Source organism: Streptomyces sp. NPDC101160 (assembly GCF_044768205.1).
GTDB lineage: Bacteria > Actinomycetota > Actinomycetes > Streptomycetales > Streptomycetaceae > Streptomyces.
In genome coordinates this window covers 288,610-314,428 of sequence record NZ_JBIWPJ010000002.1, presented here as the reverse complement: position 1 = coordinate 314,428, position 25,819 = coordinate 288,610, and the positions used below count along the sequence as shown (strand labels likewise).

The 25,819-nt window shown below is 72.5% G+C and carries 26 protein-coding genes, 1 tRNA gene and 1 pseudogene; 14 read left to right on the top strand and 14 right to left on the bottom strand.

Annotation, left to right across the window (positions count from 1 at the left end):
• Positions 1–51 precede the first annotated feature (51 nt).
• The 3 genes from ACIRSU_RS07025 (at position 52) to ACIRSU_RS07015 (ending at position 3,911) form a co-directional block, all read left to right on the top strand.
• Positions 52–1,110 carry an ATP-dependent DNA ligase gene (locus tag ACIRSU_RS07025; RefSeq protein WP_403789684.1) on the top strand — a complete coding sequence of 353 codons (1,059 nt, stop codon included), beginning with the start codon at positions 52–54 and terminating at the stop codon, positions 1,108–1,110.
• 343 nt (positions 1,111–1,453) lie between these two features.
• Positions 1,454–1,711 carry a hypothetical protein gene (locus ACIRSU_RS07020; RefSeq protein ID WP_403789683.1) on the top strand — a complete coding sequence of 86 codons (258 nt, stop codon included), beginning with the start codon at positions 1,454–1,456 and terminating at the stop codon, positions 1,709–1,711.
• Positions 1,712–1,817: 106 nt separating this feature from the next.
• Positions 1,818–3,911 carry an MDR family MFS transporter gene (locus ACIRSU_RS07015; protein WP_403789682.1) on the top strand — a complete coding sequence of 698 codons (2,094 nt, stop codon included), beginning with the start codon at positions 1,818–1,820 and terminating at the stop codon, positions 3,909–3,911.
• Positions 3,912–4,004: 93 nt separating this feature from the next.
• On the opposite strand, the gene ACIRSU_RS07010 is transcribed toward ACIRSU_RS07015, so the two are convergent.
• Together ACIRSU_RS07010 and ACIRSU_RS07005 are read right to left on the bottom strand one after the other, a co-directional pair.
• On the bottom strand, positions 4,005–4,451 hold the full coding sequence (locus ACIRSU_RS07010; protein ID WP_403789681.1) for a YchJ family protein: 447 nt from the start codon (positions 4,449–4,451) through the stop codon (positions 4,005–4,007).
• 57 nt (positions 4,452–4,508) lie between these two features.
• On the bottom strand, positions 4,509–5,102 hold the full coding sequence (locus ACIRSU_RS07005) for a GNAT family N-acetyltransferase (RefSeq protein ID WP_403789680.1): 594 nt from the start codon (positions 5,100–5,102) through the stop codon (positions 4,509–4,511).
• Positions 5,103–5,227: 125 nt separating this feature from the next.
• Here ACIRSU_RS07005 and ACIRSU_RS07000 point away from each other — a divergent pair, with 125 nt between their 5' ends.
• Positions 5,228–6,736, top strand: a complete 1,509-nt coding sequence (locus ACIRSU_RS07000) for a DUF4246 domain-containing protein (protein ID WP_403789679.1) — start codon at positions 5,228–5,230, stop codon at positions 6,734–6,736.
• A gap of 18 nt (positions 6,737–6,754) precedes the next feature.
• Here ACIRSU_RS07000 and ACIRSU_RS06995 read toward each other — a convergent pair whose 3' ends face one another.
• Positions 6,755–7,150 (bottom strand): VOC family protein, encoded by a 396-nt coding sequence (locus tag ACIRSU_RS06995; protein ID WP_403789678.1) that lies wholly within the window; start codon positions 7,148–7,150, stop codon positions 6,755–6,757.
• 17 nt (positions 7,151–7,167) lie between these two features.
• Between ACIRSU_RS06995 and ACIRSU_RS06990 the strand changes: the two genes are divergently transcribed.
• Complete coding sequence (locus ACIRSU_RS06990) at positions 7,168–8,511, top strand: 6-phospho-beta-glucosidase (RefSeq protein WP_403789677.1); 1,344 nt, start codon at positions 7,168–7,170, stop codon at positions 8,509–8,511.
• A gap of 136 nt (positions 8,512–8,647) precedes the next feature.
• Complete coding sequence (locus ACIRSU_RS06985) at positions 8,648–10,483, top strand: M64 family metallopeptidase (RefSeq protein WP_403789676.1); 1,836 nt, start codon at positions 8,648–8,650, stop codon at positions 10,481–10,483.
• 58 nt (positions 10,484–10,541) lie between these two features.
• Here ACIRSU_RS06985 and ACIRSU_RS06980 read toward each other — a convergent pair whose 3' ends face one another.
• The 3 genes from ACIRSU_RS06980 to ACIRSU_RS06970 form a co-directional block, all read right to left on the bottom strand.
• Positions 10,542–11,345 (bottom strand): SAM-dependent methyltransferase, encoded by an 804-nt coding sequence (locus ACIRSU_RS06980; RefSeq protein WP_403789675.1) that lies wholly within the window; start codon positions 11,343–11,345, stop codon positions 10,542–10,544.
• Positions 11,346–11,419: 74 nt separating this feature from the next.
• The gene (locus tag ACIRSU_RS06975; RefSeq protein WP_399726047.1) at positions 11,420–11,656 is read right to left on the bottom strand and encodes a DUF397 domain-containing protein; all 237 of its coding nucleotides are present in this window, start codon (positions 11,654–11,656) and stop codon (positions 11,420–11,422) included.
• On the bottom strand, positions 11,657–12,529 hold the full coding sequence (locus tag ACIRSU_RS06970) for a helix-turn-helix domain-containing protein (RefSeq protein WP_403789674.1): 873 nt from the start codon (positions 12,527–12,529) through the stop codon (positions 11,657–11,659).
• A 259-nt stretch (positions 12,530–12,788) separates the two neighbouring features.
• Between ACIRSU_RS06970 and ACIRSU_RS06965 the strand changes: the two genes are divergently transcribed.
• The 4 genes from ACIRSU_RS06965 to ACIRSU_RS06950 are packed head-to-tail and all read left to right on the top strand — an operon-like array spanning position 12,789 to position 14,849.
• Complete coding sequence (locus tag ACIRSU_RS06965; RefSeq protein ID WP_403789673.1) at positions 12,789–13,226, top strand: ATP-binding protein; 438 nt, start codon at positions 12,789–12,791, stop codon at positions 13,224–13,226.
• A gap of 5 nt (positions 13,227–13,231) precedes the next feature.
• The gene (locus ACIRSU_RS06960; protein WP_403789672.1) at positions 13,232–13,687 is read left to right on the top strand and encodes a hypothetical protein; all 456 of its coding nucleotides are present in this window, start codon (positions 13,232–13,234) and stop codon (positions 13,685–13,687) included.
• A 35-nt stretch (positions 13,688–13,722) separates the two neighbouring features.
• A complete protein-coding gene (locus tag ACIRSU_RS06955) occupies positions 13,723–14,439 on the top strand; it encodes a class I SAM-dependent methyltransferase (protein WP_403789671.1) in 717 nt (238 codons plus the stop codon).
• A 47-nt stretch (positions 14,440–14,486) separates the two neighbouring features.
• Positions 14,487–14,849, top strand: coding sequence for a hypothetical protein (locus ACIRSU_RS06950; protein ID WP_403789670.1), 363 nt, complete (start codon positions 14,487–14,489; stop codon positions 14,847–14,849).
• 51 nt (positions 14,850–14,900) lie between these two features.
• On the opposite strand, the gene ACIRSU_RS06945 is transcribed toward ACIRSU_RS06950, so the two are convergent.
• The 4 genes from ACIRSU_RS06945 to ACIRSU_RS06930 form a co-directional block, all read right to left on the bottom strand.
• Positions 14,901–14,988: transfer RNA gene (locus ACIRSU_RS06945), tRNA-Leu, on the bottom strand.
• A gap of 223 nt (positions 14,989–15,211) precedes the next feature.
• The gene (locus ACIRSU_RS06940; protein ID WP_403789669.1) at positions 15,212–15,856 is read right to left on the bottom strand and encodes a class F sortase; all 645 of its coding nucleotides are present in this window, start codon (positions 15,854–15,856) and stop codon (positions 15,212–15,214) included.
• 91 nt (positions 15,857–15,947) lie between these two features.
• Entirely contained in the window at positions 15,948–16,655 is a 708-nt protein-coding gene (locus ACIRSU_RS06935) for a hypothetical protein (RefSeq protein ID WP_403789668.1), read from the bottom strand.
• A gap of 154 nt (positions 16,656–16,809) precedes the next feature.
• Entirely contained in the window at positions 16,810–17,754 is a 945-nt protein-coding gene (locus ACIRSU_RS06930; protein ID WP_403789667.1) for a beta-ketoacyl-ACP synthase III, read from the bottom strand.
• 193 nt (positions 17,755–17,947) lie between these two features.
• Between ACIRSU_RS06930 and fdhD the strand changes: the two genes are divergently transcribed.
• Complete coding sequence (fdhD, locus tag ACIRSU_RS06925; protein WP_403789666.1) at positions 17,948–18,793, top strand: formate dehydrogenase accessory sulfurtransferase FdhD; 846 nt, start codon at positions 17,948–17,950, stop codon at positions 18,791–18,793.
• Here fdhD and ACIRSU_RS06920 read toward each other — a convergent pair.
• From ACIRSU_RS06920 to ACIRSU_RS06910, 3 genes and pseudogenes are all read right to left on the bottom strand, one after another.
• Positions 18,790–19,173 (bottom strand): (2Fe-2S) ferredoxin domain-containing protein, encoded by a 384-nt coding sequence (locus ACIRSU_RS06920; RefSeq protein WP_403789665.1) that lies wholly within the window; start codon positions 19,171–19,173, stop codon positions 18,790–18,792. The two genes, fdhD and ACIRSU_RS06920, sit on opposite strands and share 4 nt — an antisense overlap.
• Positions 19,170–19,691: an isochorismatase family protein gene (locus ACIRSU_RS06915; protein ID WP_403789664.1), complete on the bottom strand. Its 522-nt coding sequence runs from the start codon at positions 19,689–19,691 to the stop codon at positions 19,170–19,172. Before ACIRSU_RS06915 ends, ACIRSU_RS06920 begins: the two co-directional genes overlap by 4 nt.
• Positions 19,692–19,846: 155 nt before the next feature.
• Positions 19,847–20,290: pseudogene (locus ACIRSU_RS06910) on the bottom strand (MarR family winged helix-turn-helix transcriptional regulator); the annotation flags it as partial.
• A gap of 155 nt (positions 20,291–20,445) precedes the next feature.
• On the opposite strand from ACIRSU_RS06910, the gene ACIRSU_RS06905 reads away from it, so the two are divergent.
• Positions 20,446–21,375, top strand: a complete 930-nt coding sequence (locus ACIRSU_RS06905; protein ID WP_403789663.1) for a zinc-binding alcohol dehydrogenase family protein — start codon at positions 20,446–20,448, stop codon at positions 21,373–21,375.
• A 110-nt stretch (positions 21,376–21,485) separates the two neighbouring features.
• On the opposite strand, the gene ACIRSU_RS06900 is transcribed toward ACIRSU_RS06905, so the two are convergent.
• Complete coding sequence (locus ACIRSU_RS06900) at positions 21,486–22,556, bottom strand: bile acid:sodium symporter family protein (protein WP_403789662.1); 1,071 nt, start codon at positions 22,554–22,556, stop codon at positions 21,486–21,488.
• Positions 22,557–22,659: 103 nt separating this feature from the next.
• Between ACIRSU_RS06900 and ACIRSU_RS06895 the strand changes: the two genes are divergently transcribed.
• Both ACIRSU_RS06895 and ACIRSU_RS06890 read left to right on the top strand, forming a co-directional pair.
• A complete protein-coding gene (locus tag ACIRSU_RS06895; protein ID WP_403789661.1) occupies positions 22,660–23,556 on the top strand; it encodes a LysR substrate-binding domain-containing protein in 897 nt (298 codons plus the stop codon).
• A 325-nt stretch (positions 23,557–23,881) separates the two neighbouring features.
• Positions 23,882–25,711, top strand: coding sequence for an AMP-dependent synthetase/ligase (locus ACIRSU_RS06890; RefSeq protein ID WP_403789660.1), 1,830 nt, complete (start codon positions 23,882–23,884; stop codon positions 25,709–25,711).
• Positions 25,712–25,819: the final 108 nt, after the last annotated feature.

The window sequence follows — 25,819 nt, the reverse complement described above, 5'->3', positions numbered from 1 at the left end:
CATACCCCGCATATCGGGACACAGCCGGAGAATCCTTCCTAGAATCGCCGCATGGACCTGCCGGTGATGCCGCCCGTCAAACCGATGCTGGCGAAGGCCGTCAAGAAGATCCCGCCGGGGATGCAGTACGAGGCCAAGTGGGACGGCTTCCGCGCGATCGTGCACCGCGACGGCCCGGAAATCTTCATCGGCAGCCGCACCGGCAAGCCGCTGACCCGCTACTTCCCCGAGCTCGCCGCGGCCCTGCTCGCGCGGCTGCCCGGACGCTGTGTCGTCGACGGCGAGATCGTCATCGAGCACGACGGCCGGCTCGACTTCGACCGGCTCACCGAGCGGATCCACCCGGCCGAGTCGCGGGTGCGGATGCTGGCGGAGAAGACCCCGGCCCGGTTCATCGCCTTCGACCTGCTCGCCCTCGACGACGAGGCCCTCCTCGACACCCCGCTCACCGAGCGGCGGGCCGCCCTGGAGCGTGCGCTCGCCGGGGTCGACGCCCCCGTCCACCTCGCGCCCGCCACCACCGACGCGGCGCTCGCCGCGCGCTGGTTCGAGCAGTACGAGGGCGCGGGCCTGGACGGTGTGATCGCCAAGCCGCTCGATCTGCCGTACCGTCCGGACGAACGCCTGATGTACAAGATCAAGCACGAGCGCACGGCCGATGTCGTCGTGGCCGGATATCGCTTCCACAAGAGCGGGCCGGTGGTCGGCTCGCTGCTGCTCGGCCTGTACGACGACGGGGGCACCCTCCAGCACGTCGGGGTGTGCGCGGCGTTCACCGCCAAGCGGCGGGCCGAGCTGGTCGAGGAGCTGGAGCCGCTGCGCATGGATCCGCCCGGCGGGCACCCGTGGGCGGCCTGGACCGACGAGTCGGCGCACGAGGCGTCCCGGCTTCCGGGCGCGCCGAGCCGCTGGTCGGGGAAGAAGGACCTGTCGTGGGTGGCGCTGCGCCCGGAGCGGGTCTGCGAGGTCGGGTACGACCACATGGAGGGCGACCGCTTCCGGCACACGGCCCAGTTCAAGCGCTGGCGCCCGGACCGCACGCCGGAGTCCTGCGGCTACGGGCAGTTGGAGGAGCCCGTCTCGTACGACCTCGGCGAGGTCCTCTCGTAGCACCACGCGCAGAGCCGCTCGTGGCGCCCCTCGTAGATCCACTCCGCAATGAGGCGTTGGCGGCGGGCGTGAGATGCCCCACACCGGATGCGGCGACAACGGCCCACTCTCGCCTTGTTGTTCGATGAACTGACGAGCGATCCGACAGGCGTACCCGTGCGCACCTGCGGGAACGCGCGGGGCGTCCACGATGCGGTCCGTACGGCTCGCCGAAGGGGACGTGCGGCTGTTGCCCGGCGGTGACAGGGGCGTCGTCGAACCGGCACCGGCATCCGGTACGTATGGAAGGAGCATGGCAGGGAGAAACCCTCCCGCCGCCCCACGACCCCCACAAGGACCGACCGTGATCGCCTCGCCCTCGCCCCTCGTCCCCGTGCCGATCCCCGACCGTGTCGCCGCGCTGATCGGGGCCTGCCTGCCGCTGCACGTGCTCCAGGCCGAGGTCGACGCCGACTGCGCGGCGCGCGAGGTCTACCGCTTCCGCGGGCCGCTGTGCGCGGAGGACCGGGCCGACCGCGAGCACGCCCTCGCCGCGCTCGCCCGCGCCAACAAGATCCTCGCCAAGCACCACCCGAAGCTGCCGGTGCGCCCCGGGATGTGACCCTTCGACGGAGGGCAGCGGTCACTTTCGGCCACGATGCGTACGTCCGCACCGGTTCGGGTGTACTCCGCATGCGGGACAGGGCCGCCGGTGTGACTCTGCCAGAGTGACGACCACCAGCGAAGCAGCGCCCGCACCCCCGGCCGCCGAGCCCCCGGTGCTCGACAGCCGCCGCCGCAACATCGTCTTCGGCACGATCATGCTCGGCGTGCTCCTGGCCGCGCTCGACCAGACCATCGTGGGCACCGCCCTTCCGACGATCGTCTCGGACCTCGGCGGTGCCGCGCACATGTCGTGGGTCGTCACCGCGTATCTGCTCGCCGAGACGGTCGCGACGGTCCTGGTCGGCAAGTTCGGCGACCTGTTCGGACGCAAGGTGATCTTCCAGATCTCGGCGATCGTCTTCATCACCGGCTCGTTCCTGTGCGGTCTCGCCACCAACATGACGCTGCTGATCATCTGGCGCGGCCTCCAGGGCATCGGCGCCGGCGGTCTCATGGTCACCTCGATGGCGCTGATCGCCGACGTCATCCCGCTGCGCGAACGCGGCAAGTACCAGGGCGCGATCGGCGCCGTGTTCGGCGTCGCGACGGTCATCGGACCGCTGCTCGGCGGCCTGTTCACCGACCATCTGACCTGGCGCTGGGCGTTCTACGTGAACGTCCCCATCGCGATCCTCGTCGTCATCGCCGCCGCCCGCTCCATCCCCTCCGTGCGCTCCGCGAGCCGCCCCGTCATCGACTACCTGGGCATCGCACTCGTCGCGGTCGGCTCCAGCGCCCTGATCCTGGCCACGAGTTGGGGCGGCAACGAGTACGCGTGGAACTCGGGCGTCATCATCGGCCTCTTCGCCGGCGGGCTCGTCGCCCTCGGGCTGTTCTGCTGGGTGGAGACCCGCGCGGCCGAACCGATGCTGCCCATGCGGCTGTTCCGCAACCCGGTCTTCACCGTCTGCTCGGTGCTCAGCTTCATCGTCGGCTTCGCCATGCTCGGCGCGATGACCTTCCTGCCGACCTACCTCCAGTACGTCGACGGGGACTCGGCCACCATCTCCGGCATCCGCACCCTGCCGATGGTCATCGGCCTGCTCATCGCCTCCGTCTTCAGCGGCAACGTGGTCAGCAAGACCGGCCAGTACCGGATCTTCCCGATCGTCGGCACGCTGGTGATGGCGCTCGGGCTCTACCTGCTCTCCCTGCTCGAACCGAGCACCAGCACCTGGCTGGCGTCGCTCTACATGTTCGTGCTCGGCGTCGGCATCGGCCTGTGCATGCAGGTCCTCACCATCGCCGTGCAGAACACCGTCGACTACGCGGACCTGGGCACCGCCACCTCGGGCGTCACCTTCTTCCGTACCCTCGGCAGCTCCTTCGGCACCGCCGTCTTCGGCACCATCTACACCAACTCCCTCAAGCCCAACCTGACCGAGGGCATCGCCCGCGCCTCGGCGGTCGCCGCCCGCCTCGGCCTGCCGCCGGCGGGCGTGGCACGGGCCGCACAGAGCCCGGCCGGTCTGCACCGGCTGCCCGACCCGGTGGCGGCGCCGATCGTGCAGGCGTACTCGGACACCCTGCAGACCGTCTTCCTGTGGACCGTGCCGGTGGCCGGCGTCGGCTTCGTGGTGGCGCTCTTCCTCAAGCAGGTCGCGCTCCGCGACACCGTCCGCTCCTCCTCCACCGACATGGGCGAGGGCTTCGCCTCCCCCACCACCACCGGCGACTCCGCCAAGCTGCTCGAACTGGCCGTCGGCCGGATCATCCGGCGCACCGACTACGACACCGCGCGGCGCATCGTCGACGCCTCCGACACCCGGCTCGACATCGCCGGAGCGTGGGCCGTCATGCAGGTCGAACTGTTCACCCGCACGGTCGGCCACGCCAGCCTGGGCCTGATCTCGACCGGTCGCCGGGTGCCGCCGGAGGTGCTGCTGCCGGTGTTCGACCGGATGGTCGACGAGGGCTTCCTGACCCGGCACGGCAATCTGCTGTCCCACACCCCGGCAGGCAAGCGCGAGGCCGACGTCATCACCAAGGCGTGGGGCGACTGGCTCTCCGACCGCATCGAGCAGGAACGCGGCCGCCCGAGCGGCCCGGAGCTGCGGGCGGCGACGGACGCCATCGCGAAGAAGCTGATCGCGGAGGACCTGGCGCAGGGGCTGCCGCGGGAGGGGCGGGAGGTGGTGGGCGCGGCGGCGCGGTGACGGGATCCGATGTCCAGGATTTTGGATCCGGGATCCGGGATCCGGGATCCGGGATCCACCACACTGGATATTGGATCCCACCGCCCCCCGGACTCAGTCCAGGAAGTCCCCTTCCACGTACACCCACGCGCCCTCGTGCCGCGCGAACCGGCTCCGCTCGTGCAGCTCGCCCGGCTCGCCGCCGTGGGTGAAGCGCGCCCGGAAAGTCACCGTCCCGTGCTGGTGGAAGGCCGTGCCGTCGCCGGTCTCCTCGATCTCCAGGCCGGTCCACCGCATCGCCGGGTCGAAGTCGACGTCCCCGGGCCGCGTCTCCGGCGCCCAGGTGCGCAGCAGGTACGCCTCGTCGCGGACGACGAAGGCGCTGTAGCGCGAGCGCATCAGCAGCTCGGCCGTCGGGGCGGTGCCGGGGCCGGTGTGGAAGCGGCCGCAGCACGCGCCGTAGGCGGCGTCACGGCCGCAGGGGCACGGGGACTCGGCGGTCACGGCCGGCGCGGCTGCGGGGCGGGCCGTACGGGCGGGGCGGGTCTTGCGTCGGGACATGCGCTCATTGTCGCGCGCCGCCGACCACCCGCCCCGCCGAGGTGCCGGGTCGGAAGGTCAGCGCGGGTCGCGCCACATCGACCAGAGGACGGGGCCGCCGCCCGGGAGCTCGAACTCCTCGCGGACGGTGAAGCCGAAGTGCTCGTAGACCGGGAGGTTGGCGGCCTTCGAGGACTCCAGGTAGACCGGCAGGCCCGCCGCGTCGGCCTTGGCGAGGCCCGAGCGCAGCAGCGCGGCGCCCTGGCCGGTGCCCTGGGCGGCGGGGTCGGCGCCGATGAGGGCCAGCGACCAGTGCGGCTCCCGCGGGGTGTGCCGGGCGGCCGTCTCGACGGCCTCGCGGAACAGTCCGGCGCGGTCGCCCAGGATGCCGAGCAGCTCCTGGATGGTCCCGGCGTCGGGCACGGCCTTCTCCTGGGCGTCGGCCGGCACCCAGAAGGCGGCCGCGTCGGCCGTGCGCTCGCAGACGCCGTTGACGGCGTACTGCCGGGTGAAGATCGTGGAGAAGTAACGCCCGAGGGTCGCCACGCGGGTGGCGTCCTCGGGGAAGAACCAGCGCATCATCGGGTCGTCGTCGAAGGCCCGGGCCAGCGCACCGCTGATCGCCGGGGCATCGTCGAGCACGGCCGTTCCGGGCATGTTCGTTGTCTCCATACGGGCATTCTGCCCACAAACGATCTTGACCGGTCAGCCGGGGTCCCTGAGCGGGAGCACGGCGGCGTTGTCAGTCCGCTGACGTATTCTTCCCGCCTCCACACCGACCGCGAGGACCAAGACAATTGACTGAGCTGTCCGCCTTCCCGCTGCCCTTCGAGTCGACCCGCTCCATACGGCTCGCGCCGCCCCGGACACTGCGGGAACTCGAGATGATGCAGTGCAGCGCGCACATCCGGGAGAAGTCCGGGTGGTACGACAAGATGAACGATCCCGAGATCGTCGCCCGGTGGACGCGTGAAGCGGTCGCCCAGGGCCTCACCGAGGCTCAGGTCCGTTACGTGCTCGACGAACTGCGGCACTACGCCGCGCTGCGGGACGAGCGCACCGGCATCGAGGTCTCCGGCGTCGACGGGGTGTGGCAGTCGGACACCCTGGTCGACGACGGGCTCAGGTCGCGGCTGCGCGAGGCGGTCCGGGTCCTGGAAGAGGTCCCGGAAGAGGAGAAGGACTGGCACCCCGGATCCGACGGCCAGGTCCTCGACCTGGTCCACCCCTCGCTGTTCTGCCTGGTGCGGGACGTCAGCGCAGCGCCCGAGCGGGCCTGGGAGAACCCGGCGAACCACTACGCGAAGTACGAGTTCTCGGAGAGGTTCCAGTGGCTCCCCACGGACGTCGACGTCACCGACGACGGCGAGGTCGCCTTCCGTTCCTACGTCAACAACGTCCACCCCGAGACCCACCAGGACCTGGGCGCCGTCCTGCCGGACCTGTTGGCCCGCTTCCGCCCTCTGTGGGAGAACGTGCTGACGGATCTGCGCCATCCGCGCCCGCCGCGGATCGACGTCGACCCCTACGGCTGGTACGAGGACGAGCCGGAGTACCCGAAGAGGTCCGACTACGGCGACCCGACGGCGTATCAGGAGGCGTACGAGGCGTGGTCGGAGGCCCATGACTCCTGGTACGACAACCGCACCCCGACCGTCCCGGACGCCCCGGACTTCGTCCCGCCCGCGTCGCCCGACGCGGCCGCCCGGGTCGACCTGCGCGGCCGCCGTCTCCAGGTCATCGTGAAGCTCGCCACCATCCATCTCACTCCGGAGAAGCCGGAGTACGGGGGCGGTTCCTGGCACGTCGAGGGGATGCTGAACGAGCGGATCGTGTCGACCGGCATCTACTACTGGGACAGCGAGAACATCACCGAGAGCCGGCTGGGCTTCCGGACGGCACTCGACGACCCGGAGTACGAGCAGAGCGACGACGAGGGCGTGCGGGAGGTGTACGGCCTGGAGAGCGAGGACGCGCTGAACCAGGTGCTGGGATCGGTGCCGACCCCGGCGGGCCGCTGTCTGGCGTTCCCGAACGTCCTCCAGCACCGGGTCGGCTCGTTCCGCCTCGTGGACCCCACCCGCCCGGGGCACCGCAAGATCCTGGCGTTCTTCCTGGTCGACCCGTCGGAGAGGATCGTCTCGACGTCCGACGTGCCTCCGCAGCAGCCGTGGTCCGAAACCTCGACCATGACGCTGGAACAGGCCAAGGACTACCGCGAGCAGCTCATGCGCGAGCGCAAGTTCTTCGTCGACGAGCACAACGAGCAGCTCTACGAACGGGAGTTCTCCCTCTGCGAGCACTGAGCCCCGGCCCTCGTCGGCTCAGACGGTCGGGCGGCTCCGCAGCGGATGCCCGGCGGGCACCTCCACCACGGCGATCTCGTGTCCGTCCGGGTCCGCGAGCCACATCTCGACCAGCCCCCACGGCTCGAGGACCGGCTCGCGCAGCACCCGGACGTCCGGGCGGCCGCGCAGCTCCTCGTGGGCGGCCCGGACGTCGGCGACCTGGAGCCAGAAGCGGACGGACCGGTCGGCGGGCGGGGCGGTGGCGCGGCCGGAGAGTTCGAGGAAGCCGCCGCCGAGGAAGTAGACGGTGCCGCGCTCCGGCCCGGTGCCGAACTCGCGGTAGACCGCCAGGCCGAGCGTCTCGCCGTAGAAGCGGCGGGACCGTTCGGGATCGGTCGGGCGGAGCAGAATCCTGCTGCTCAGTACGTGCATCCCGGTAGCGTACGACCATGAAACTGACGATTCTCGGAGGCGGCGGATTCCGGGTGCCGCTCGTGTACGGCGCCCTGCTCGGCGACCACGCCGAGGGGCGGGTCACTCATGTCACGCTGTTCGACCTGGATTCCGGGCGCCTGTCGGCGATCGCCCGGGTGCTGGCGGAGCAGGCGGCCGAGGTGCCGGACGCACCGGTGGTGAGCGCGACGACGGATCTCGACGAGGCACTGCGCGGCGCGGACTTCGTGTTCTCGGCGATCCGGGTGGGCGGGCTCGCGGGCCGCGCCGCGGACGAGCGGATCGCGCTGGCCGAGGGCGTGCTCGGCCAGGAGACGGTCGGCGCCGGCGGCATCGCGTACGGGCTGCGGACGCTGCCCGTCGTGACGCACATCGCGCGGCGGATCGCCGAACTCGCCCCGGACGCCTGGGTCATCAACTTCACCAACCCGGCCGGCATGGTCACGGAGGCCATGTCGCGGATCCTCGGCGACCGGGTGGTCGGCATCTGCGACTCGCCGGTGGGCCTCGGTCGCCGGGTGGCGCGGGTGCTCGGTGCGGACCCGCGGGAGGCGTGGATCGACTACGTGGGCCTCAACCACCTCGGCTGGCTGCGGGGGTTGAGGGTCGGCGGACATGACGTACTGCCGCGGCTCTTCGAGGACGAGCGGCTGCTCGGCTCGTTCGAGGAGGGGAAGCTCTTCGGGACGGAGTGGCTGCGCTCGCTCGGCGCGATCCCGAACGAGTACCTGCACTACTACTACTTCAACCGCGAGGCGGTCCGCGCCTACCGGGAGGCGGACAAGACCCGAGGCGCCTATCTCCTGGACCAACAGGCGGGTTTCTACAAGGAGATGGAGAAGCCGGACACCGGGGCCCTGGCCGCCTGGCAGCGCACGCTCGCCGACCGGGAGGCGACCTACATGGCGCACAACCGGGAGGCGGCCGGGGTCGGCGACCGCGCCGAGGAGGACCTGGAGTCGGGCGGCTACGAGAAGGTGGCGCTCGCCCTGATGCGAGCCATCGCGCGCAACGAGCGGGCCACGCTGATCCTCAACGTCCGCAACCGGCATACCCTTTCGGTGCTCGACGCGGACGCGGTCATCGAGGTGCCGTGCTTCGTCGACGCGGCCGGTGCCCATCCGGTGTCGGTGGATCCGCTGCCGTACCACGCGGTGGGTCTGGTGACGGCGGTGAAGGCAGTGGAGCGCGAGGTGCTCGCGGCGGCGGAGAGCGGTTCGCGGGCGACGGCGGTGAAGGCGTTCGCGCTGCATCCGCTCGTCGACTCGGTGGCGGTGGCCCGCAGGCTGGTCGACGGTTACACGGCCGAGCACGAGGGACTGGCCTATCTGCGTCGCTGAGATGGACGGCTGACGAACATCTTTACGACGCCGGGGGCGCGGCCTAGGCTCGCGCCCCATGACTCACCGGCGACGCGCGCGTTTTCGAAGCGGGGTGGCCCGGCTGGCCGCGGGCTGTCTGCTGGCCGCGGGACTCGTGACCACGGGGACCGCGGCCGTCGGCACTCCGGCCCGTGCCGAGGCCGGCGGGGCCGCCGTCGTGCCCGTCCAGATCACGGGTCCGGCGCAGAAGCGGTTCAACCTGGTGCTGCTCGGCGACGGGTACACGGCGGCGGAGCTGCCGAAGTTCCGGGCGGACGTGGAGCGGCATCTGAGCATGCTGTGGAGCGTCGAGCCGTTCGCCTCCTACCGCTCGTACATCAACGTGTGGGCGGTGGAGGTGCCGTCGAAGGACTCGGGCGTGGACTGCGATCCGGGGCTCGACGCGCCGGCCCGGGACACCGCGCTCGACATGGGGTTCTGGGGCGGCTGCAACCCGGGCAGTGTGCAGCGGCTGCTCACGGTCGACAGCGGCAAGGCCGCCGGGTACGCCGACCTGGTGCCCGGCACCGGTCGCGCCAACCGGCAGATCGTGGCGCTCGCCAACAGCTCCACCTACGGCGGGGCGGGCGGCAGTTACGCGACCGCGTCCGGCGGCAACGCCCTGTCGGCGCTGATCACCCCGCACGAGATCGGCCATTCGCTGGGCGGCCTCCAGGACGAGTACGACTACTACGGCCGCGGGACCCCCGGCGGCACGTACGAGGGCGGCGAGCCGTCCTCCGTCCACCACACGCTCCTGACGGAGGAGCAGATGCGCGGGCAGCAGGCCAAGTGGTGGCGCTGGCTGGGCGAGCCGAGCGAGTCCGGCGGGGTCATCGGCCGCTACGAGGGCGGCCTCTACACCACCAAGGGCGTCTGGCGGCCCAGCCGGCACTCCATGATGAAGACGCTGGGCTACGCCTTCGACCAGGTGGAGCGCGAGGTCATGGTGCGGGCGATCTCGGCCAAGGTGGACCTGGTCCAGGACCACACCCCGAACGCGGCGCCGATCGGGGCCGACCGGACGGTGTGGGTGGACACCATGCATCCGCTGGGCGGTGAACTGGCCGTGGAATGGCGGCTCGACGGCCGTGTGCTGCGCACCGGTGGCGCGCGGACGGTCGACCTGCGCGGCCTGGACCTCGGCGACCCGGCCCCGGGGCGTACGCACACGCTGACGGCGACCGTCACCGACCCGACCCCGTTCGTCCGCGACCCCGCCGTGCGCGCCTCGGCGGCCCTGACCCGCACCGTGAGCTGGACCGTCGACCCGATGCTGACCCCTACGCCCGAAACCCCAGCTGCCGAGCCGGAGTTCACCGGGCACACGCCGACCGCGGTCCCGGTCGGCGCGCGTTCCGTGGTCCACGCCGACACCACCCATCCGGTGCGCCGGACCCTCGCCGTGCGCTGGAAGCTCGACGGCCGCACGGTGCCGAACCCGGGCAACGACCGTGACCTGGATCTGGGTTCACTGCGCCTCTCCCCCGGCACGCACACCCTGACCGCCCGGATCCCGGGTACGGGCCGGGAGTTGACGTGGCTGGTGGACGCGGCGCCGGCCTCGGCGTCGTACGAGCTGTCGAAGCCGTTGCGCACGGTGCACCGGCCGGGCCGGCCCGTCGAGTACGTCTACGACGCCGCGTTCACGATGCGGCTGACCGCGCGGGACGACCGGAAGGGCGCCGTGGTGAGCCAGTTCCGGGTGGACGGCGACGGCTGGTACACGTACTACGGCTGGCCGACGGACGCGGCGGCGCCGTTCCGCTTCTCGCCCTCGGGCACGGTGATCGACGACCTCGTCTACGGCAAGCTGGGCCGCAGCCGGGCGGTGCCGTGGGACGACGCGACGCCCGACTACGGCACCCACACGGTCGAGTACCGCACGGTCGACGCGGCGGGGAACGTCGGCCCGGCGCACGGCTTCCTGGTGACCCTGGAAAGGCCGTAGGTACGCCGAAGGGCCCCGCCGTCGGATCGGCGGGGCCCTTCGGCGTACGGGACCGGGATCAGCGCTTGCGGCCGACCGCCGCCCAGCCGGGAATCGGGTCGTCGCCCTGGACCGGGACGGGCTCGCCCAGCTCCGGGTGCCACTCGGCGGTGAGCGAGACGCCCGGCTCGACCAGGTCAAGTCCGTCGAAGAAGGCGGCCAGCTCGTCCCGGGAGCGGGGCCGCAGGGTCAGGCCGCGCGCCTTGTACATGGCGGCCGCCCGCGCCGCGCCCTCGGGGTCGAAGTCCCCGGTGACGTGCGAGAGGACCAGGTAGCTGCCCGGGGCGAGCTTGTCGACGAGCTTGGCGACCAGTTCCTCCGCGCCGTCCTCGTCGCCGATGAAGTGCAGCAGCGCGAGCATCGACAGGGCGATGGGCTGACTGAAGTCAAGGACTTTTCCGGCCCTTTCAAGGATGAGCTCCGGGTCGCGGGCGTCCGCCTGGATGTACTCGGTGGCCCCTTCGGGGGTCGAGCGCAACAGGGCGGCCGCGTGCGCGAGCACGATCGGGTCGTTGTCGCAGTAGACGATCCGGGCCTCCGGAGCGGCCTGCTGCGCGATCTGGTGCAGGTTGGGCTCGGTCGGGATGCCGGTGCCGATGTCCAGGAACTGGCGGACGCCGTGGGCGCTGAGCCAGCGGATGGCGCGGTGCATGAAGGCCCGGTTGACCCGGGCCATGTCCCGGCCGCGGGCGTCGACGGTGAGCAGCTGGCGGGCCATCTCCTCGTCGACGGGATAGTTGTCCTTGCCGCCCAGGAACCAGTCGTACATCCGCGCGGGATGCGGCTTGCTGGTGTCGATGTGCACGGGGTCCTGGGGGGTCATCGGCTCTCCTCGGCGGGTCGAACGGTGGCGCTTGGTGCAAGTGTTACGCGATGGGAGAGGCGAGACGGAAGGGTTCAGGTGAGCAGGAAGTCAGCCTGACCGGATTTCGCCCCCTGGATGAACGCGGCGATCTCTCCGTGGGTGTAGATGAGCGCGGGTCCTTCCGGGTCTGCGGACTGTCGCACGGCGACCCGGCCGTCGGCCAGCTTCATGGCCTCGACGCAGTTGCCCCCGTTCCCGCCGCTCCACGGCTTGTGCCAGCCTTCGGCACCGAGCTCTGCGGCGGGCATGCCGTTGTATATGCGATTCATTCACAGCTCCTTGCGGAGATTCCGGAGAATCTCCTTCGTGCGTTGTGCAGTCGCGGCCTGGGCCGCCATCCGGTCCATGACCTCCAGGTGGGAGGCCACCTCCGGGCGCGCGTCGAGATAGACGGCGCCGGTCAGGTACTCGCTGTAGACCATGTCCGGGAGTTCGGGCATGGCGAACCGGAAGAGGACGAACGGTCCGTAGGTGCCGGGGTGGTGGCCGGACGCGAACTCCGCGATCTGCAGGGTGACGTTCGGCAGCTCCGACGCTTCGAGCAGCCGGTCGAGCTGAGCGCGCATCACTTCGGGCCCGTCACCGACCGGTCGGCGGAAGACCGTCTCGTCCATGATCACCCAGAACTTGGGCGCGTCCTCCCTGGTCAGCAGGGACTGGCGCTCCATGCGGAGGGCTACGTGGCGTTCGGTCTCCTGAGATTCCTCGGCATTTCTGCCGCCGACGGCCCCGCTGCGCAGAATGGCGCGGGCGTAGTCCGCGGTCTGCAGCAGACCGGGGACGAACTGGGGTTCGTAGGCCCGGATGAGGCTCGCGGCCCCCTCCAGGCTGACGTACATCGAGAACCAGCCGGGCAGCACGTCGTGGAACCGCTGCCACCAGCCGGGGAGGTTGGCCTCCTCCGCGAGGGCGACGAAGCCCTCGGCCTCGGAGTCCGGGATGCCGTACGCCTTCAGCAGCAGCTGTACGTACGGGATCTTCAGCGCGACCTCGGCCGTCTCCATGCGCCGGATCGTGGCCGGAGCCACCCGCAGGATCTTGGCGGCCTCTTCCCGCTTGAGGCCGGCCCGCTCGCGCAGATCCTGCAGCCGCTTGCCGAGGACGACCTGTCCCACCGTGGGGGCGGACCGCGGCTCGCTCACTCTGAAGACCTCCCGGACGCGCTGATTTCGAGGAGAGTGTGCCACGAACCCGGCCAGAGAGAACACAGCACTCTGCAATTTTCAGAGTGCCACTTGCCAAGTGTCCGAGTCGGGAGCACAGTATTCGGGTGAACCAGTACGCATGCCGACGTGCGATTCGCCACGCCGGTATGGGTACGGCACTCCTGCCCACAGTTGTGAGGATCCGGTCGTGGCTTCTGGTAACGCGCACGCTTCAGGTGTCATGAGCTCCCGCGTCATGAACCAGCGCACACGGCCCCGGACCCCGCACGTCGACGAACGCCGCTTCGCCTTCGAACTGGCCGCGCGCACCGAGTCGGTCGCCCGGGCCCGGCGGCTCGCCGAGGAACGGCTCATCCTGTGGGGCTGCGGCGCGGACATACGCGACACCGTCGCGCTCGTCGTCTCCGAACTCGTCACCAACGCCGTCGTGCACACCGCGAGCAGCCGCGTCGTGTGCGAGCTGCGCGAGGGCGAGGACCGGCTGCGGATATCCGTGCGCGACGAGGGCGGCCCCGCCGGGCCGCGGATGCGCGTGTGCGGCGAGGAGGAGCGCGGCCGCGGGCTCATCCTGGTCGACGCGCTGTGCAGCGCGTGGGGCGCGGACCGCACCGGGCACGGCACGGCGCAGATCGTCTGGGCGGAACTCGCGCACGGCATGGGAGAGCCGTGCTGAGGTCCATGGCGACGCTGCTGCTCCCGCGCGCCCGCAGGGGCCCCGGCCCCGAGAACGGCTCCGGGTCCGGCCGGCCCCTCTCCCCCGCGCCCGCCGGCGAGACCCGGCTGCGCGTCCCCGTCGACCTCCCGGCCACCCTGGGCTGCGACGCCGTCGGCGTCCCCGCCCGCTACGGCTTCCGCATCCTGTCCCGGCTGCCCGCCAAGGGCTGCGTCTACGCGGACAGCGACTGGTGGTGGTGGCTGGTCCCGGCCGGCTCCGACGCCGACCTGACCTGGCCGCTGCCCGCCTGTTACGCCTCCGGGGCCGTGATCCCCGACCGCGGGCCCCGGCTGATCCACCACCCCGACGGCGGTTCGCCGTACACCCCGCCCATCCCGCTCTATCTGCTGATCTGCCAGCTGACCGGTATCGCGCCGTCGTGGAGCGTGCCGCCGCCGCAGGTGCGCAGCGCGCTCTGAACCGGACAGCTGTCGCAAGCCGTAGGGTCGGGGGCATGTTCTCCCCCGAGGGACCCACGCTCCGCGAGCTGACCCGTCAGGCGCTGTCCTCGGTCGAGCACGGCTACGACCTGCTCGCGGCCAAGTTCGACGAGACTCCGTTCCGCACCTCGGACCGGCTGCTCTCGGCTGTCGCCGAGACCCTGGAGCCGCTCGGGCCGTTCGGCTCGGGCCTCGACGTCTGCTGCGGCACGGGCGCCGGGTTCGCGGTGCTGCGCTCGGTGTGCGCGGGTCTGACCGCCGGCGTCGACTTCAGCTCCGGCATGCTCGCCGAGGCCCGCCGTGCCCACCCGGACGCGACCCTGGTCCGCGCCGACGCCCTGGCCCTTCCCTTCGCGCCGGTCTTCGACCTCGCGGTCAGCTTCGGCGCCTTCGGCCACTTCCGCCCCGCCGAGCAGCGCGCCCTCTTCGCCCAGGTCCACGCCTCCCTGCGCCCCGGCGGCACCTTCGCCTTCCCCCTCCCGGCCCCGCCGCCCGTGGGCTCGGCCCCGTACTGGACGCTCTGGGGCTTCGACGCGGCGATGCGCCTGCGCAACGCCGTGTGGCGGCCCCCGTTCGTCATGTACTACCGCACCTTCCGCCTCGCCGACGTGCGCGCCCGCCTGGAGGGCGCGGGCTTCGGGGTGGAACTGCTGCCGGTCCGTTCACTGGGGTACCGGGAGGACGGAAGCCCGCGGTGCCGGCTGGTGGTGGCGCGCAGGCCCCTGGAGTGAGAGCGCGTGGCATGGACGGGCGGCAGGACGTCGATCATGATGCTCGCGTGACGCAACCTCGCACGAGACCCGCCCGGCGCCGCCGAGTCGTCGTCCTGCTGGTGCTGACCGTCGTCCTCCTGCTGCCGCCGGCTCTCGGGGTCTGGTGGGCCGCCCAGGAAGCACTCGCCCACCCGGGCTACGACGGGACGGCGAACCACCGGACCCGCCTCGCGTTCGAACGGACTGCCCTGATCGTCGCGGGGCTGCCGCTCGCGGGCGCCGTGTGCGGACGGATCGCCGCGCGGGTGCGGGGGCGGAGCGCGGGCGTGCCGACGGCCACCGGGCTGCTGGCGGGCGCGGCCGCCCTGTGGGGCATCGCCATCGTGAGCTTCCTGGGCCCCTGGAACCGGATGTACATCCCGTGGTGACCCAGCGGGAAAACGCGGAAGGCCCCTGACTTTCGTCAGGGGCCTTCCGGCTGGTGTCCGAGGGGGGACTTGAACCCCCACGCCCGATAAAGGGCACTAGCACCTCAAGCTAGCGCGTCTGCCATTCCGCCACCCGGACCGGGTGTCTGCCGTCCCGGGGCGTTCCCCGCGGCGACATGGATAACTCTACCAGGGGTTCGAGGCTGCTTTCACCAGCGTTTTCCGTGGTCAGTGGGGTGCGACGGCCTTGTTGTCCTTGATCCACTCCTGACTGTCCCGCCGGGCGTACAGGGTGTGGCCGTCCGCGTACACGTCGTACACGTCGTAGAGGTCGCGTACTCGACGGGGAGGGCGAGGGAGCGCTAGGCGAGCACCGAGGTCAGCCGGGCCGAGACGACCACGTTGCCGGTGTAGCCGCCGTCCTCCGCGTACGGGCCGCCGCAGGTGATCAGGCGCAGTTCCGGGCTGCCGGTGGAGCCGTAGACGCGCCGGGCGGGGAAGCCCTCCTTGGGGACGACCTCGATGCCGTACACCGTGAAGACCGCCGTCCGCCCGTCGGCGCGCGCGATCTCGACGCGCTGTCCGCGGGCGAGCGCGCCGAGGTCGTAGAAGACGGCCCGGCCGCCCGGTGTGTCGACGTGGCCGACGACGACCGCGGTGCCGCGTTCGCCGGGGGTGACGGCGCCGGTGAACCAGCCGGCGAGACGGGGGTCGTACGGGGAGGGGGCCTCGATCCAGCCGTCGGCGTCCAGGCCCACCCGGACCACGGACGCGTCGACGCGGAGGGCCGGCACCCGGACCCGTACGGGCGGGGACGCGGGCAGCGCGCCGGGGGCGGCCGTGGCGCCGGCCGGGGCCTGGGCCGGGGCGGCGGCGGGCGGCGGCTGTGGGGGCCCGTCGGCGGGCCACTCCCCCGCGCCGCCGCGGACGAGGTGCACGCCCACCAGGAGGACGACGGCGACGACGCCCCACGCGCCGCGCCGACCCGGCCCGTTCGACCCCTGCACGTGCGTCCCGCCCTCTCCTCGTTGAACGGCGCTCCTCCGCTCCGGTCCTCGTCACACCGGGGGCGGAGGAGCTGTCTGATCGGCGCGTCGCCTAGGCCCCGCGGTTCATCTCTCGGCGGCGCATCAGGACCACCGCGGCGCCGAGCGCGCCGACGATGAGCACGCCGCCCGTGACCATCTCGGCGGTGCCGACGCCGGCGGCGCCGAAGCCGGCCTTCACACCCTTGTGGGCCTCGGTCTCGTGGGCCCCGGTCTCGTGGGCGCCGGTGCGGCCGCCGTCCTGGTGGCCGTCGGCGGCGATGGTGAGGGTGGTGGTGCCGCGTTCGCCCTTGCAGTCGAAGGTGATCTCGTACTGGGCGCCGGCCTTGGCGTCGACGTCGACGGTGGCGGTGCCCTGGCGACCCTCGGTGAGGGTGACGGTGTCGAAGACCCCGGAGGTGACGGTGACCGTCGGCACCTCGCAGCCGTCGGACTTGAGCGTGACGGTGCCGCCGGGGGCGACCGTCTGGGGGGTCACGGAGAAGCCGAAGGAGGTGATGCCGTGCCCCGACCCGCCGTCGTTCCGCGGCAGGCCGCCGTCTTTCTGCGGAAGGCCACCGTCGTTCCACGGCAGGCCGGCCCCGTTGTCCGGAAGGCCGCCGTCGTTCTCCGGGAAACCGCCGCCGGGACCGCCGACCGGGCCGAGACCCGGGCCGAGACCCGGGCCGCCGTCCTCCGCCAGGGCGACGGGCGCCGCCAGGGCGACGAGGGCCACGGGGGCGAGCAGGGCTGCGGAGACGGCGGCACGTATCGCGCGCATGGCGGTCCTCCAGATCACGCGAGGGCGGGCGCGGAGCGTTTCCGCTGAGGGGCCGGGACACGACCCTCGCCGCGATCGAAGCTAGGCGCGCCCGGGTCGCCCCGCCACCGCTCTCCGCCGAACGGGGCACGGCGCGCCGGAGGAGTCGCGGCGGCTACGGAACGCGGACGACCTGGCCCGCGTACGAGAGGTTGCCGCCGAAGCCGAAGAGGAGGACCGGGCCGCCGGAGGGGAGTTCGCCGCGCTCGACCAGCTTGGCCAGGGCGAGCGGTACGGAGGCGGCGGAGGTGTTGCCGGACTCGACGACGTCGCGGGCGACGACGGCGTTGACCGCGCCGATCTTCGCGGCGAGCGGCTCGACGATCCGCAGGTTGGCCTGGTGGAGGACGACGCCGGCCAGCTCCTCGGGGGCGATGCCGGAGCGCTCGCAGACCTGGCGGGCGAGGGCGGGGAGCTTGTGGGTGGCCCAGCGGTAGACGGCCTGGCCCTCCTGGGCGAAGCGCGGCGGGGTGCCCTCGATGCGGACGGCGTGGCCCATCTCGGGGACCGAACCCCACAGGACGGGGCCGATCGCGCCGGTGTCGGTCTCCGTGGCCTCGACGACCGCCGCACCGGCGCCGTCGCCGGTGAGGACGCACGTGGTGCGGTCGGTCCAGTCGGTGACGTCGGTCATCTTGTCGGCGCCGATGACGAGGGCGCGCCGGGCGGCGCCGGCGCGGATCGCGTGGTCGGCGGTGGCGAGGGCGTGGGTGAAGCCGGCGCAGACCACGTTGAGGTCCATGGTCGCGGGCGAGGCCATGCCGAGGCGGGCGGCGACGCGGGCGGCGGTGTTCGGCGAGCGGTCGATCGCGGTGGAGGTGGCGACGAGCACCAGGTCGATGTCGGAGGCGCCGAGCCCGGCGGTGGCGAGGGCCTTGCCGGCGGCGTGCGCGGCGAGCTCGTCGACGGGCTCCTCGGGCCCGGCGACGTGCCGGGTGCGGATGCCGACCCGGCTGGTGATCCACTCGTCGCTGGTGTCGACGAGGGCGGCCAGGTCGTCGTTGGTGAGTACCTTCGCGGGCTGGTAGTGCCCGAGCGCGGCGATTCGTGTGCCCGTCATGCCCGGGGCCCCCTTGCTGGTTCGTTTCTTCGTTCCCCGCCGGGTCACGCCTGGCAGGACCACCCAGTCTCGCCAGCGACTGATGGGTAACAGGTGACGTAAACCACCAAGATTCGCCCGGACTGCCTGTCCGACCGTGACAAGAGGAGAATGGGCCGGTCAGACCACCGGCGAGAGAAACGAGTGCGGTCACATGGGACGGGTCACCGAGCGACGGCGTGTCGTGCGCATCCGCGGCGGGGCGGTGAGCTCCCGTCCGGACACCCTGGTGGCGGAGGAGCCGCTGGAGATCCGGCTGAACGGCAGGCCGATCGCCATCACCATGCGCACGCCCGGCGACGACTTCGCGCTCGCGGCCGGGTTCCTGGTGAGCGAGGGCGTGCTCGCGGCCGCCTCGGACGTGCGGAACATCGTGTACTGCGCGGGCGCCAAGGACGACGGCACGAACACGTACAACGTGGTGGACGTCAGACTCGCTCCGGAGGTCGTCGTCCCCGACATCACGCTGGAGCGGAACGTCTACACGACGTCGTCCTGCGGCCTGTGCGGCAAGGCGAGCCTGGACGCGGTGCGCACGACGGCCCGCTTCCCGATCGCCGACACTCCCCCGCTGCGGCTGACGCCCGGGCTGCTCGCCGGGCTGCCGGACCGGCTGCGGGCGGCGCAGCGGGTGTTCGACCGGACCGGCGGGCTGCACGCGGCGGCGCTGTTCTCGGAGGACGGCGAACTGCTCGACGTACGCGAGGACGTGGGCCGGCACAACGCCGTCGACAAGCTGGTCGGACGGGCGCTGCGGGAGGGGCTGCTGCCGCTGGAGCGGGCGGTGCTGCTCGTGTCGGGGCGGGCCTCGTTCGAGCTGGCGCAGAAGGCGGTGATGGCGGGCGTTCCGGTGCTCGCGGCGGTGTCGGCGCCGTCCTCGCTGGCGGTGGACCTGGCGGCGGAGACGGGTCTGACGCTGGTCGGTTTCCTGCGCGGGCACGACATGAACGTGTACGCGGGCGAGCACCGGATCGATCTGGAGGCGGCGGAGATCCGCTAGTTCTTCGGCGGGTCGATCATCTGGAGTTCGAGGGTGGCCGGGGGCGGGGCGATGCCGGGGCCGCCGGCCTCGGTCCAGGCGAGGACCTCGTCGAGGCAGTCCGCGTCGGCGCTCCAGCCTATCCAGGCGGCCCGGCCACCCCTGCGCCGTCCCTCGGTGGACGGCTGCACGACCAGGACGTTGGCCTGGGCGCAGGGTCCGAGGCAGTCGCTGGTACGGACGATCAGCCGGCCGCCGGAGGCCGCGGCGGCCGCGCGGAGCCTGGTCAGCTGGCCGTCGTGGTCCTGGCCGGGGTTCTTACGGGCGTCGCCGCAGCAGCAGCCGCGGCAGACGACCAGGGAGCAGGGGCGGGCCCCGTACCGTATCGGCACTCGGGTCACGCGGCGCCGTCCAGGGTGATCGCGTCGGCGGTGCTGACGGTGCCGAGGCGCGGGAAGTCGAGCTGGACGGACGCCTGGTGCTCGTCGGCGGTGAGCGCGGTCATGGCGTCCTCGGCGAAGACGAGGTCATAGCCGTGGTCGGCTGCGGCGCGGGCGGTGGACTCGACGCCGAGGTTGGTGGCGATGCCGCCGAACACGACCGTCGTGGCCCCGTGCTTCTGGAGCAGCTCGTGGAGACCGGTGCCCTGGAAGCCGCCGATGGTGCGCTTGACGACGACGTCGTCGGCGTCGTGGACGAGCTCGGCGACGAGGTCGCTGCCGGGCGGCTGGGTGTCGACGCCCGGCCGTTCGACCCGGATGTGGACGACGGGCGCGCCGGCGGCGCGGAAGGTGCCCGCGAGCCGGCCGGCGGCGGCGAGGACGTCGGTGCCGGGGCGGGGGGCGAGGGGCAGCGCGACGATGCGTTCCATCAGGTCGACGAGGACGAGCGCGGTGCGGCCGGGATCGAGTGAGGGCATGGGAGCACCGTATCGGCCCGGATGATCATCGCGGGCCGGGCGGGGATGTGATCCCGCCAACGGGATCAGGCGCCGGGGTGGGTGCCGGGGTCGGCGACGGGGCTGGTGCCGGGGCCCTCGTCCGCTGCTTCCGGCCCTCCCGGCCCTTCCGGCCCTTCCGGCTCGAAGGCGATGCGGCGGAGCAGCGCGAGGAACCGGGTGCGCTCGTCGTCCGCGAGCGGGGCGAGGAGTTCCTCGTTGGCGCGGGCGGCGAGGCGCCGGCAGCGGTCGAGGAGGACGAGTCCGTCGGGCGTGACGGTGATGGCGTTCTTGCGCCGGTCCTTGGGATCGGGGGCGCGAGTGACCAGCTCGTCGGCCTGGAGGTCGTTGAGGATGCCGACCATGTCCTTGGGGTCGATGGCGAGACTGCGGCCGAGGGCGGCCTGGGCGATGGGGCCGCGTTCGGCGACGGCGGCGAGCACGGCGTGGTGCCACATGCGCAGGCCCTCGCCGGCGAGTGCGGCGGCGACCAGGCCACGGCCCCGGGCGGCGGCGCGGCCGAGCAGCCAGCTGGGGAGGTCGGCGATGGCGCGGGGGGCGGGAGGGGTGTCGGCAGCCATGGCCGGAAGTCTACGCCGATCCGCAGATAACCATTGGACTCCCCAACGATCGAGCTCTAGAGTGACGATCGTTGGGAACCCCAATGAGTCGCTGCCTGATGAATCCCTGTCCGATGAATCCCTGTCTGATGAATCCCTGCGTGGAGGTGTCGCCCGTGCGGCGTGTCGTTCATTCCGTCAACGGTGGGCCCGAGGTCCTGTTCGTCGAGGAGGCACCCGTCCCCCGGCCCGGCAGCGGTGAGCTCCTCGTCCGGGTCGAGGCGATCGGCGTGAGCCTGGCCGGGGTGCGCCGGGTCCGCGCCGGTGGCGAGCCCCGGCCGCTCGGCGGCGAGGTGGCCGGCACGATCGAGGCGCTCGGCCCGGACACCGCCGGGTCCGGGTTCGCCGTCGGCGACCGGATCACCGGTATCTGCTTCGGCCACGGCTACGCCGACCTCGCCCTCGTCCACACCGCCATGGCCTCCCGCGTCCCGGCCGGGGCGAGCGCTGTCGACGCCGTCTCCCTGGTGCGCAGCGGCCTCGTCGCCCGAGGCGCCCTGGACGCGGCCCGCATCCGGCCCGGCGAGTCCGTCCTGGTCACCGCCGCGGCCAGCGGCGTCGGCCAGCTCGCCGTCCCGCTCGCCCGGCTGCTCGGCGCGGGCCGGGTCGTCGCGGCGGCCGGCTCGGCCGGGAAGGCCGCGTTCCTGCGCGGGCTCGGCGCCGACGAGGTCGTCGACTACGACCAGGAGTCCTGGGGCGAGCCGGTGGACGTCGTCCTCGACGCCGTCGGCGGCGACCTCCTCCCCCGCGCCGTCGCCGCGCTCGCGCCGGGCGGCCGGCTCGTCGCGTACAGCTCGGGCGGCGGCACGGTCCAGGCGTACGACCTGCTCGCCGGCGCCAAGTCGGTCATCGGCTTCCAGATGGCCCACCTGGTCCGCAGCCGCCCGGCCGACTACGCCGCCTGGCGCGAGGAACTGTGGGCGCTGCACGCCGCCGGACGCCTGAAGCCCGCCGTCCACGCGACCGTGCCGCTGGAGCGGGCGGGCGAGGCGCACGCGATCATCGAGCGCCGCGAGAACCGGGGCAAGGTCGTCCTGGTGCCGTGACGCCGCGCCCCGGCAACCCAGGCACGCTCAGGCCCCGTACACCCGCATGTGCACATGACTTTCAGGGGATACGCGGGCGGGGACGCGGGTCGGCCGGGCGGCGGGCGAGCCTACGCAGCCGAGGTGGCCCCCGCCGACGGTTCGGCCACGACCGGCTCGGCGACCACGGTCGCCGCCTGCTCCGTCGTCTCGGGGTCGCGCGCCCGGCGCCGGGCGATCACCGCACAGACCATGAGCTGCATCTGGTGGAAGAGCATCAGGGGGAGCACGGCCAGCGAGGCCTGGGGGCCGAAGAGGATGCTGGCCATGGGGAGGCCGGCGCCCAGGCTCTTCTTGGAGCCGGCGAACTGGATGGCGATCCGGTCCTCGCGGCCGAAGCCGAGGCGACGGGCGCCGTACCAGGTCAGGGCCAGCATCACGGCGAGCAGCACCGCCTCGGCGACGAGCAGCAGCCCGAGCCGGGCCGGGGTCACCAGGTGCCAGACGCCGCGGGTCATGCCCTCGCTGAAGGCGGTGTAGACGACGAGCAGGATGGAGCCCCGGTCGACGTGACCGAGGACCTTCTTGTGCCGCGTGACGAACCCCCCTACCCAGCGGCGCGTGAACTGCCCGGCGAGGAACGGTGCGAGCAGCTGGAGCACGATCTTCAGCATCGAGTCGGCCGAGAAGCCGCCCGCGCCGTGCCCGAGGAGCAGGCCGGCGAGCAGCGGCGTGAGGACGATGCCGGCGAGGGAGGAGAACGAGCCGGCGCAGATCGCGGCGGGCACGTTGCCGCGGGCGATCGAGGTGAAGGCGATCGAGGACTGGATGGTCGACGGCACCAGGCAGAGGAAGAGGAATCCGTTGTAGAGGTCCGGGGTCAGGACCGTCGGCACCAGCCCGCGCGCTGCGAGCCCGAGCACCGGGAAGAGCAGGAAGGTGCAGGCCAGGACGGTGACGTGGAGCCGCCAGTGCCGCAGGCCGTCGAGCGCCTCGCGGGTCGAGAGCCGTACCCCGTAGAGGAAGAAGAGCAGCGCGACCGCACCCGTCGAGGCGCCGCTCGCGACCGTCGCCGCCGCCCCGGAGGCCGGCAGGAGCGCGGCGACACCGACCGTGGCGAGCAGCGCCAGGATGTACGGGTCGATCGGCAGCCAGGACGGCAGCAGGGACCGGCGCGGGCGGGCGGACGTACGGGGGCTCATCCGTCCATCGTGGTGGACGGCCGGGCGATCGGGAATCCCGTACAGCGCACTGACTGTCATCACGAACCGCGATAACGACTCCCTCCGGCGCTATCGTCGGGGTGTGTACGAGCCGACCCAGCTGCGCACCTTCCTGGCCGTCGCGCAGACGCTGAGCTTCACGCAGGCCGCCCGGCGGCTCGGCCTGCGCCAGTCGACGGTCAGCCAGCATGTGCGGCGCCTGGAGGAGGCGACCGGCCGGCCCCTGTTCGTCCGCGACACGCACGGCGTGGAGCTGACCGAGGACGGCGAGGCGATGCTCGGCTTCGCCCGCTCGATCCTGGAGGCGCACGAGCGGGCGGCGGCCTTCTTCACGGGAACGCGGCTGCGCGGCCGGCTGCGGTTCGGCGCGTCGGAGGACTTCGTGGCGACCCGCCTGCCGGAGATCCTGGAGGGCTTCCGGCGCGAGCACCCGGAGGTCGACCTGGAGCTGACGGTCGAGCTCTCGGGCACGCTGCAGGCCCGGCTCGAAGCGGGCCGGCTCGACCTCATCCTGGCCAAGCGGCGCGGCGACCAGCCGGAGCTGGGCGGCGAGGAGCTGGTCTGGCAGGACACGCTGGTGTGGATCGGCGCGCCCCGGCTGCGCCTCGACCCGGACCGCCCGGTGCCGCTGATCGTCTTCCCGCCGCCCGGCATCAGCCGCGCCCGCGCCTTCGAGGCGCTGCAGGCGCAGGGCCGGCCGTGGCGGATCGCGTGTACGAGCACGAGCCTGAGCGCCAACGTGGCGGCGGCCCGGGCCGGGCTGGGCGTGATGGCCCACACCCGGGGCCTGATGCCGCCCGGCCTCGTCGAACTGCCGGCCCGGGCGGGCCTCCCGGAGCTGGGCGCGGTCGACTTCGTGCTGCGCAAGGGACGGCGGCGCGGGACGACCCAGGACGCGGCGGACGCGCTGGCCGCGGCGATCCTGGCGGGCGGCGACCGCCTCCAGCGCCCGCGCGGCGGACCCCGGCACGACACGTAGCCTCCGGGAGGCGGACCCCGGCACGACACATGGCCGCCGCGCGGCGGGCCTCGGCATGACACATGGCCGCCGCGCGCCCGGCACGTAGCCGCGTCGTCCCGTGATCAGCCCGTACAGATTCCGTGGAGATTCCCTCCCACCAGGGCTTACCGGCGGTCACACAACGGGCCCCGGGAGGCCCCCTCTTGCCCGGCCTCCCGGTGCTGACCTGCCGCGACGCGCAATGTCGCGGCTTGGTGAAGCCCCTCCCGTCCGGCTGCGGCGTGGGGTAGGTTCACCCGCGCCGTACGGAGCGCGAGATCGAGCGGGGCGAGGGAGCAGGCCAGTGCGCGAGTTCACCGTGCCGCCCGTCGAGGCGGCGCCACAGGTCGGCGGTCTTGCGGACGTGGTGTTCGACCGCGCCGAGCTCGAACCGGATCGGGTCGTGCTCGGGCGCAAGGACGCCGAGGGACAGTGGCGGGACGTGCCTGCGGCCGCGTTCCGCGACGAGGTCCTGGCGCTGGCGAAGGGGCTGATCGCGCAGGGAGTGCGGTTCGGCGACCGGGTCGCGATCATGTCGCGCACCCGCTACGAGTGGACACTGTTCGACTTCGCGCTGTGGACGCTGGGCGCCCAGCCGGTGCCGGTCTATCCGACGTCGTCCGCCGAGCAGGTGCTGTGGATGCTGCACGACGCCGAGGTGACGGCGTGCGTGGTGGAGCACGAGGACCACGCGATGACGATCGGTTCGGTGATCGACCGGCTGCCCCGGCTGCAGCGGCTCTGGCAGCTGGACTCGGGCGACGGCGCGGTCGCCGAGCTGACCGCGGCGGGCGCGGAGATCGACGAGGACGTGGTGCACCGGCACCGGCGGGCGGTGACGCCCGAGTCGGTGGCGACGATCATCTACACCTCGGGGACCACGGGCCGCCCCAAGGGCTGCGTGATCACGCACTCGAACCTGATGTTCGAGTCGGACATGGTGATCGGCCGCTGGGAGCCGGTCTTCCGCTCCAAGCCCGGTGACGAGGCCTCCACCCTGCTCTTCCTGCCGCTCGCCCACGTCTTCGGGCGGATGGTGGAGGTGGCGGCGATCCGGGGCGGGGTGAAGCTGGGGCACCAGCCGGTGCTCGCCGCGGCCGAGCTGCTGCCGGACCTGCAGGCGTTCCGCCCGAGCTTCGTGCTCGCCGTGCCGTACATCTTCGAGAAGGTCTTGCACGCCGCCCGCCGCAAGGCCGAGGGCGACGGCAAGCGGGGCCCGTTCGACAAGGCCGTGGACGTGGCGGTGCGCTACGCGGAGGCGATGGAGCACAAGGCGTTCGGGATCGGCCCGGGGCCGTCGGCCGCGCTGCGGATGCAGCACCAGTTCTTCGAGAAGACGGTGTACGTGAAGGTCCGCGAGGCGCTCGGCGGCCGGGTGCGGCACGCGATGTCGGGCGGCTCGGGGATGGACCGGCGGCTCGGTCTGTTCTTCGAGGGCGCGGGCATCACGATCTACGAGGGGTACGGCCTGACGGAGTCATCCGCGGCGGCGACGGCGAACCCACCCGAGCGCACCAAGTACGGGACGGTCGGCCAGCCCGTGCCGGGCACGACCGTGCACATCGCGGAGGACGGCGAGGTGTGGCTGCACGGCGGTCACATCTTCTCCAACTACCTGAACAACGCGCAGGCCACCCAGGCGGTCCTGAACGACGGCTGGCTGGCCACCGGCGACCTGGGCGTGCTCGACGAGGACGGCTATCTGACGATCACCGGGCGGAAGAAGGAGATCCTGGTGACCTCGGGCGGCAAGAGCGTCTCGCCGGCCGGCCTGGAGGAGCGGGTACGGGCACATCCGCTGGTGGCGCAGTGCATCGTGGTCGGCAACGACCGGCCCTATGTCGCCGCCCTGGTGACACTCGATCAGGAGGCCGTGGAGCACTGGCTGTCGATGCAGAACCGGCCGCCGCTGCCACCGGCGGAGCTGGTGCACGACGCGGCCCTGGAGACGGAGATCCGGCGGGCGGTGGTGGCGGCGAACACCCGGGTGTCGCAGGCGGAGTCGATCCGCACGTTCCGGATCCTGGCGCATCCGTTCAGCGAGGAGCACGGGCTGCTCACGCCCTCCCTCAAGCTGAAGCGGAAGGCGATCGAGCAGGCGTACGCGGCGGAGGTCGAGGCGCTGTACCGCTGATCCGTTCCGATGATCCGTCCGCATCGTCGCCGCTGCGGAATGCGATCACCACGGTGATCGTTGACGCTGGCAGGAGTACCCCTGACGACCCCGACGACGTAAGGATCC